At 57.7% G+C, this 6,238-nt stretch carries 13 protein-coding genes; all 13 read left to right on the top strand.

Features of this window, described 5'->3' with window-relative positions; all coding sequences use genetic code 11:
- Positions 1 to 418: EF-Tu C-terminal domain-related protein (locus IE151_RS02535; protein ID WP_487343530.1), on the top strand; the 418-nt coding region annotated here is incomplete at its 5' end.
- Between the two features lie 253 nt (positions 419 to 671).
- On the top strand, positions 672 to 980 hold the full coding sequence (rpsJ, locus tag IE151_RS02530; RefSeq protein WP_189487543.1) for a 30S ribosomal protein S10: 309 nt from the start codon (positions 672 to 674) through the stop codon (positions 978 to 980).
- Positions 981 to 1,000: 20 nt separating this feature from the next.
- Positions 1,001 to 1,717 (top strand): 50S ribosomal protein L3, encoded by a 717-nt coding sequence (gene rplC, locus IE151_RS02525; RefSeq protein WP_189487541.1) that lies wholly within the window; start codon positions 1,001 to 1,003, stop codon positions 1,715 to 1,717.
- Positions 1,717 to 2,337: a 50S ribosomal protein L4 gene (gene rplD / locus IE151_RS02520; protein WP_189487539.1), complete on the top strand. Its 621-nt coding sequence runs from the start codon at positions 1,717 to 1,719 to the stop codon at positions 2,335 to 2,337. Before rplC ends, rplD begins: the two co-directional genes overlap by 1 nt.
- A complete protein-coding gene (locus IE151_RS02515) occupies positions 2,334 to 2,627 on the top strand; it encodes a 50S ribosomal protein L23 (protein WP_189487537.1) in 294 nt (97 codons plus the stop codon). Before rplD ends, IE151_RS02515 begins: the two co-directional genes overlap by 4 nt.
- 21 nt (positions 2,628 to 2,648) lie before the next feature.
- Positions 2,649 to 3,482, top strand: a complete 834-nt coding sequence (rplB, locus tag IE151_RS02510) for a 50S ribosomal protein L2 (RefSeq protein WP_189487535.1) — start codon at positions 2,649 to 2,651, stop codon at positions 3,480 to 3,482.
- Positions 3,483 to 3,498: 16 nt separating this feature from the next.
- On the top strand, positions 3,499 to 3,777 hold the full coding sequence (rpsS, locus tag IE151_RS02505; RefSeq protein ID WP_189487533.1) for a 30S ribosomal protein S19: 279 nt from the start codon (positions 3,499 to 3,501) through the stop codon (positions 3,775 to 3,777).
- Positions 3,778 to 3,779: 2 nt separating this feature from the next.
- Positions 3,780 to 4,163, top strand: coding sequence for a 50S ribosomal protein L22 (rplV, locus tag IE151_RS02500; protein WP_189487531.1), 384 nt, complete (start codon positions 3,780 to 3,782; stop codon positions 4,161 to 4,163).
- A complete protein-coding gene (rpsC, locus tag IE151_RS02495; RefSeq protein WP_189487525.1) occupies positions 4,163 to 4,885 on the top strand; it encodes a 30S ribosomal protein S3 in 723 nt (240 codons plus the stop codon). The genes rplV and rpsC overlap by 1 nt, the downstream gene beginning before the upstream one ends.
- A gap of 27 nt (positions 4,886 to 4,912) precedes the next feature.
- Entirely contained in the window at positions 4,913 to 5,326 is a 414-nt protein-coding gene (gene rplP, locus IE151_RS02490) for a 50S ribosomal protein L16 (protein ID WP_189487523.1), read from the top strand.
- Positions 5,327 to 5,341: 15 nt separating this feature from the next.
- Positions 5,342 to 5,542 (top strand): 50S ribosomal protein L29, encoded by a 201-nt coding sequence (rpmC, locus tag IE151_RS02485; protein ID WP_189487521.1) that lies wholly within the window; start codon positions 5,342 to 5,344, stop codon positions 5,540 to 5,542.
- Positions 5,543 to 5,553: 11 nt separating this feature from the next.
- The gene (gene rpsQ, locus IE151_RS02480; protein WP_189487519.1) at positions 5,554 to 5,793 is read left to right on the top strand and encodes a 30S ribosomal protein S17; all 240 of its coding nucleotides are present in this window, start codon (positions 5,554 to 5,556) and stop codon (positions 5,791 to 5,793) included.
- Between the two features lie 72 nt (positions 5,794 to 5,865).
- On the top strand, positions 5,866 to 6,234 hold the full coding sequence (gene rplN / locus IE151_RS02475; RefSeq protein ID WP_189487517.1) for a 50S ribosomal protein L14: 369 nt from the start codon (positions 5,866 to 5,868) through the stop codon (positions 6,232 to 6,234).
- Positions 6,235 to 6,238 lie beyond the last annotated feature (4 nt).

Genomic DNA, 6,238 nt, shown 5'->3' with positions numbered 1-6,238 from the left:
TACCGGCGTTGAAATGTTCCGCAAGCTGCTGGATCAGGGCCAGGCGGGCGACAATATCGGTGCTTTGGTTCGCGGCATCCAGCGTGATGACGTCGAGCGTGGCCAGGTTCTGGTGAAGCCGGGTTCGGTCAAGCCGCACAAGAAGTTCAAGGCTGAGGCTTACATCCTGACGAAGGAAGAAGGCGGCCGTCATACGCCGTTCTTCACGAACTACCGTCCGCAGTTCTACTTCCGCACCACCGACGTGACGGGGATCGTCACGCTTCCGGAAGGTACGGAAATGGTCATGCCAGGCGACAACGTCACCGTTGACGTCGAACTGATCGTGCCGATCGCGATGGAAGAAAAGCTGCGCTTCGCTATCCGCGAAGGCGGCCGTACCGTCGGCGCAGGTATCGTCGCTTCGATCACCGAGTAGTCGGAAAGTCGAAGACGACAAGCCGAAGCTTGCCGACGAACGAAAAATAGTGCTAATGGCGCGCAGGCGCGATTCGCACACGGCATTATTCGTCGAAGCTGTCGTCGAAAAAATAAGGCTGGATTGGAGTAGGCCGCACCCAGACATCGGAAACGATGTCTGCACTGCGGCTCCTTTCCAGATTAAATTCTAACAATCGCCCGACTTGGCCGTCCAAAGCTGGAAACGTCAGTCGGGTACAAGGAAGTGACGCATGAACGGACAGAATATCCGCATCCGCCTCAAAGCGTTCGACCACCGGGTGCTCGATGCTTCGACGCGTGAAATCGTGTCCACTGCAAAACGCACCGGTGCGAATGTACGTGGCCCCATTCCGCTGCCGACGCGGATTGAGAAGTTCACGGTTAACCGTGGACCGCACATCGACAAGAAGAGCCGCGAGCAGTTCGAAATGCGCACGCACAAGCGCCTGCTTGATATCGTTGACCCGACCCCGCAGACGGTGGACGCGCTGATGAAGCTCGACCTCGCTGCCGGTGTCGATGTCGAGATCAAGCTTTAAGGCTTGGGAAGGACGGACCAATGCGTTCAGGTGTTATTGCACAGAAAGTGGGCATGACCCGCATCTACAACGATGCTGGCGAGCATGTTCCCGTTACGGTTCTCCGTATGGAGAGCTGCCAGGTCGTTGCTCAGCGCACCGAAGAGAAGAATGGCTATACGGCCGTTCAGCTCGGCGTGGGCTTTGCAAAGGTAAAGAATACGACGAAGGCCCTGCGTGGTCAGTTCGCCGCTGCTTCGGTAGAGCCGAAGGCAAAGCTGGCCGAATTCCGCGTTTCGGCGGACAATCTGCTTGATGTCGGCGCTGAGCTGACGGCGGAGCATTTTGTTCCCGGCCAGAAGGTTGACGTTACCGGCACAAGCGTCGGTAAGGGCTTCCAGGGTGTCATGAAGCGTCACAACTTCGGTGGTGGTCGCGCTTCGCACGGTAACTCGGTTTCGCACCGCTCGCACGGTTCGACCGGTCAGCGTCAGGATCCGGGTAAGGTCTTCAAGGGTAAGAAGATGGCCGGTCACATGGGCGCAACCCGCGTGACGACCCAGAACCTCGAAGTCGTTTCGACCGATCTTGATCGTGGCCTCATCCTCATCCGCGGTGCCGTTCCGGGCTCGAAGGGTGCATGGATTCTCGTTCGCGATGCCGTCAAGGCAACGCTGCCTGAATCTGCGCCTCGTCCGGCCGCTCTGCGCGCCAAGAGCGATGCTCAGGCTGCTGCTGCCAGCGAAGGGGCTGAATAATGGAATTGAAAGTTACCACACTGGCAGGTGCTGATGCTGGCAAGCTGGAGATCTCGGAAGCGATCTTCGGTCTTGATCCTCGCGAAGACATCCTGCAGCGCGTCGTGCGCTGGCAGCTCGCCAAGCGTCGTCAGGGCACGCATAAGGTAAAGGGTCGTGCAGAAGTCGCGCGCACCGGTGCCAAGATGTACAAGCAGAAGGGTACGGGCCGCGCTCGTCACCATTCGGCTCGTGCACCGCAGTTCCGTGGCGGTGGCCGTGCTCATGGCCCGGTTGTTCGCAGCCACGAGCACGATCTGCCCAAGAAGGTTCGCGCTCTTGGCCTGAAGCATGCGCTTTCGGCCAAGGTCAAGGCTTCGCAGCTGATCATCATCGATGATCTGGCTGCATCCGATGCCAAGACCAAAGCGATGATCGAGAACTTCGCAAAGCTGGGTCTGACGAATGCGCTGCTTATCGGCGGCGCTGAACTGGACAACAACCTCCAGCTTGCAGCCTCGAACATCCCGAACGTGGACGTTCTCCCGATCCAGGGTATCAATGTTTACGACATCTTGCGCCGTCACACCCTGGTGTTGAGCAAGGCGGCTGTCGAAGCGCTCGAGGAGCGGTTCAAATGACGGATCTTCGCCACTACGACGTAATTGTCAGCCCGGTCATCACCGAGAAATCGACGATGGCTTCCGAGGTAAACCAGGTTGTTTTCAATGTTGCCAACAAGGCAACGAAGCCCGAGATCAAGGCAGCGGTTGAATCGCTGTTCGGTGTCAAGGTGCTTGCTGTGAACACATTGGTTCGCAAGGGCAAAATCAAGCGCTTTAAAGGCACTATCGGCCGGCAGAGCAATGTCAAAAAAGCCATCGTGACCCTGGCCGAAGGCCAGTCTATCGATGTCGCGACAGGTCTTTGACAGGCCGCGAGGACGTAAACAATGGCACTCAAGAAGTTCAAACCGGTTACTCCGAGCACCCGTCAGCTGGTGATCGTAGACCGTTCGGGCCTTTACAAGGGCAAGCCCGTCAAGGCGCTGACCGAAGGTCTTACCAAGTCTGGCGGCCGTAACAATTACGGCCGCGTCACCGCCCGCTTCATCGGCGGCGGTCACAAGCGCAGCTATCGTCTGGTCGATTTCAAGCGTCGCAAGTTCGACGTGGCAGCGACTGTCGAACGTCTCGAGTACGATCCGAACCGCACAGCGTTCATCGCACTCATTCGTTACGACGATGGCGAGCTGTCCTACATTCTGGCTCCGCAGCGTCTTGCTGTCGGCGATAAGGTTATCGCCGGTGCGCAGGTTGACGTGAAGCCGGGCAATACGATGCCGCTGTCGGCCATGCCGGTCGGTACCATCGTACACAATGTCGAGCTCAAGCCGGGCAAGGGCGGTCAGATCGCTCGTTCGGCTGGCGCATATGTCCAGCTGGTCGGTCGCGATCAGGGTATGGCCATCCTGCGTCTGAACTCGGGCGAACAGCGTCTGGTGTCGGGTGCATGCCTGGCAACGGTCGGCGCTGTTTCGAACCCGGACCACGGCAACGTGAACCTGGGCAAGGCCGGCCGCACCCGTTGGCTCGGCAAGCGTCCACACAACCGTGGCGTCACCATGAACCCGGTCGACCATCCGCATGGCGGTGGTGAAGGCCGCACCTCCGGTGGTCGTCATCCCGTTACGCCTTGGGGCAAGCCTACTAAGGGCAAGCGCACACGCTCCAATAAGGCGACCGACAAGTTCATCATGCGCTCGCGCCATCAGCGCAAGAGCTAAGAAAAGGTAGAGCCACGTGACTCGTTCTATTTGGAAAGGCCCGTTTGTCGACGGTTACCTCCTCGGGAAGGCCGAGAAGGCGCGCTCGAGCGGCCGTAACGATGTGATCAAGATCTGGAGCCGTCGCTCCACGATCCTGCCACAATTCGTCGGTCTGACCTTCGGCGTCTACAACGGCCAAAAGCACATCCCGGTCTCGGTTACCGAGGAAATGGTTGGCCACAAGTTTGGTGAATTCTCACCGAGCCGTACGTATTACGGCCACGGTGCGGATAAGAAGGCGAAGAGGAAATAAAGATGGGCAAGGCCAAAGCTCCGCGCCGGCTTGCTGATAACGAAGCACGTGCAGTGCTGCGTACCATCCGCATCAGCCCGCAGAAACTCAATCTCGTCGCGGCCCTTATCCGTGGCAAGAAGGTTTCGTCCGCTCTCGCTGACCTGGAATTTTCGCGCAAGCGTATTTCCGGCACCGTAAAGAAGACCCTGGAATCGGCGATCGCAAACGCTGAAAACAACCATGGCCTGGACGTCGACGCACTCGTCGTCGCCGAGGCATCGGTTGGCAAGTCCATTACCATGAAGCGTTTTCACGCTCGTGGCCGTGGTCGTGCAAGCCGCATCGAACGCCCGTTCGCGCACCTCACTATTGTGGTTCGCGAGAAGCAAGAGGAGGCCGCATAATGGGTCAGAAGATCAATCCAATCGGCTTCCGCCTTGGCATCAACCGCACCTGGGATTCCCGTTGGTATGCTAATACCGGCGAGTATAGCCAGCTGCTGCACGAAGATCTCAAGATCCGCAAGTATCTTGAGAAGGAACTGAAGCAGGCCGCGATCTCCAAGATCGTGATCGAACGTCCGCACAAGAAATGCCGTGTGACCATTCACGCTGCGCGTCCGGGCCTGATCATCGGCAAGAAGGGTGCAGACATCGAGAAGCTTCGTAAGAAGCTGACCGAAATGACGAATGCTGAGACGCATCTCAACATCGTTGAAGTCCGCAAGCCGGAAATCGATGCCAAGCTGATCGCTCAGTCGATCACGCAGCAGCTCGAACGTCGTGTTGCATTCCGTCGTGCCATGAAGCGTGCCGTTCAGTCGGCTATGCGTCTTGGCGCAGAAGGCATTCGTATCAACGCAGCTGGCCGTCTTGGCGGCGCTGAAATCGCTCGTATGGAATGGTATCGCGAAGGTCGCGTGCCGCTGCATACGCTGCGTGCAGACGTCGATTACGGCACCGCCGAAGCACAGACCGCATTTGGTATCTGTGGCGTCAAGGTCTGGGTCTTCAAGGGCGAAATCCTTGAACATGATCCGATGGCTTCCGAACGCCGCGCCACCGAAGGCGATCAGAACCAGTCGGGTGAGCGCGAGCGCGGTAACCGCCGTCGCGAAAACGCCTGAGCTGCATAGGAATTGGAGAACTAAAAAATGCTGCAGCCGAAGCGCACGAAGTTCCGTAAGCAGTTTAAAGGGCGCATTCATGGCGCTGCCAAGGGTGGTACCAACCTGGATTTCGGTGCCTTCGGTTTGAAGGCACTTGAACCAGAACGCGTCACTGCACGTCAGATCGAGGCGGCTCGCCGCGCGATCACCCGTGAGATGAAGCGTCAGGGCCGCGTTTGGATCCGTATTTTCCCGGACGTCCCGGTCACCTCGAAGCCGACCGAAGTTCGTATGGGTAAGGGTAAGGGGTCCGTTGATTATTGGGCATGCCGCGTCAAACCAGGTCGCATCATGTTCGAGATCGACGGCGTAAGTGAGGACATTGCTCGCCGCGCGCTCGCGCTCGGTGCTGCAAAGCTCCCGATCAAGACGCGCTTCCTCCAGCGCATCGCAGAGTAAGAAAGGTCGAAAGCGATGAAGCCTACCGACATCAGAGCCAAGACCGCCGACGAGCTCAGCGATTCCTTGGCAAGTCTGAAGAAAGAGCAGTTCAACCTGCGCTTCCAGAGGGCCACTGGCCAGATGGAAAACACCGCACGCGTCAAGCAGGTCCGTCGTGACATTGCTCGCGTCAAGACGATTCTCGCCGAGAAATCGGCGGCCAAGAAGGCTTAAGGACGGATACAATGCCAAAGCGTGTTCTCCAGGGAACTGTCGTCAGCGACAAGAATGAGAAGACCGTCGTCGTGAAGGTTGAACGCCGTTTCACGCACCCGGTAATGAAGAAGACCGTGCGCATGACCAAAAATTACAAGGCGCACGATGAGAACAACGCCTGCAAGGTCGGCGACATTGTGATGATCCAGGAATCGCGTCCTATCTCGAAGGATAAAAACTGGGTTGTCATTTCCGACGCACAGGCTTAATAACGCACAATCTCGAATCAGACCGGGGAGTGCTAATTTGCGCTCCCCAAGTTAGTTAGAAGGCAGCCAATCATGATTCAGATGCAAACAAACCTCGACGTAGCCGACAATTCCGGCGCACGTCGTGTAATGTGCATCAAGGTGCTCGGCGGCTCGAAGCGGAAATATGCTTCCGTGGGCGACATCATCGTCGTCTCCGTGAAGGAAGCCATTCCGCGCGGGCGCGTCAAAAAGGGCGACGTGATGAAGGCGGTCGTTGTACGCACGGCGAAGGACATTCGTCGCGCTGACGGCTCTGTAATCCGTTTCGACAGCAATGCGGCCGTTCTTGTTGATAACAAGAAGGAGCCGGTGGGCACTCGTATCTTCGGACCGGTTCCGCGCGAACTTCGTGCCAAGAACCACATGAAGATCATCTCGCTCGCACCTGAAGTGCTTTAAGGAA

The sequence above is a fragment of the Limoniibacter endophyticus genome (genome assembly GCF_014652835.1).
GTDB lineage: Bacteria > Pseudomonadota > Alphaproteobacteria > Rhizobiales > Rhizobiaceae > Limoniibacter > Limoniibacter endophyticus.
The sequence above is the reverse complement of the archived record's forward strand: the minus strand, read 5'-3'. Positions and strand labels throughout refer to the sequence as shown.

Coding starts and splice junctions, on each gene's coding strand:
- rpmC (WP_189487521.1), top strand. CDS start 5,342: ATGAAGCCTACCGACATCAGAGCCAAGACCGCCGACGAGCTCAGCGAT.
- rpsJ (WP_189487543.1), top strand. CDS start 672: ATGAACGGACAGAATATCCGCATCCGCCTCAAAGCGTTCGACCACCGG.
- IE151_RS02515 (WP_189487537.1), top strand. CDS start 2,334: ATGACGGATCTTCGCCACTACGACGTAATTGTCAGCCCGGTCATCACC.
- rplB (WP_189487535.1), top strand. CDS start 2,649: ATGGCACTCAAGAAGTTCAAACCGGTTACTCCGAGCACCCGTCAGCTG.
- rplD (WP_189487539.1), top strand. CDS start 1,717: ATGGAATTGAAAGTTACCACACTGGCAGGTGCTGATGCTGGCAAGCTG.
- rpsC (WP_189487525.1), top strand. CDS start 4,163: ATGGGTCAGAAGATCAATCCAATCGGCTTCCGCCTTGGCATCAACCGC.
- rplC (WP_189487541.1), top strand. CDS start 1,001: ATGCGTTCAGGTGTTATTGCACAGAAAGTGGGCATGACCCGCATCTAC.
- rplN (WP_189487517.1), top strand. CDS start 5,866: ATGATTCAGATGCAAACAAACCTCGACGTAGCCGACAATTCCGGCGCA.
- rplV (WP_189487531.1), top strand. CDS start 3,780: ATGGGCAAGGCCAAAGCTCCGCGCCGGCTTGCTGATAACGAAGCACGT.
- rpsQ (WP_189487519.1), top strand. CDS start 5,554: ATGCCAAAGCGTGTTCTCCAGGGAACTGTCGTCAGCGACAAGAATGAG.
- rplP (WP_189487523.1), top strand. CDS start 4,913: ATGCTGCAGCCGAAGCGCACGAAGTTCCGTAAGCAGTTTAAAGGGCGC.